The organism is Cupriavidus sp. SIMBA_020, assembly GCF_046535395.1.
Classification (GTDB): Bacteria; Pseudomonadota; Gammaproteobacteria; order Burkholderiales; family Burkholderiaceae; genus Cupriavidus; species Cupriavidus campinensis.
In genome coordinates, this window is record NZ_JAWRWU010001538.1 from 1 (window position 1) to 240 (window position 240).

General features: G+C 67.1%; 1 protein-coding gene. It reads right to left on the reverse strand.

Features of this window, described 5'->3' with window-relative positions:
- Positions 1-240 (reverse strand): C40 family peptidase (locus SB751_RS34745; RefSeq protein ID WP_410749581.1); only part of this gene is annotated, 240 nt, incomplete at both ends.

Sequence of the window (240 nt, forward strand, 5' to 3'; positions counted from 1 at the left end):
CGCGGATTTCGCCGGCCCGGATCTTGCCATCCAGGCCTTTTTCCACCGCCACGATGTACCAGGGCAGGCCCGAGGCCTCGCAGGCCACGCGGTCGGCTTCGCTGGGCACCGCCGCGGCATCCGGATGCGAATGCACCACCGCCGCGATCTTGCCGGTTTCCTCGGCGGCCGCGTAGTCTTCGGCCGACATCACGAAATGCTCTTCGCTGGCGGCCGTATTGCGGCACGGCACATACCATT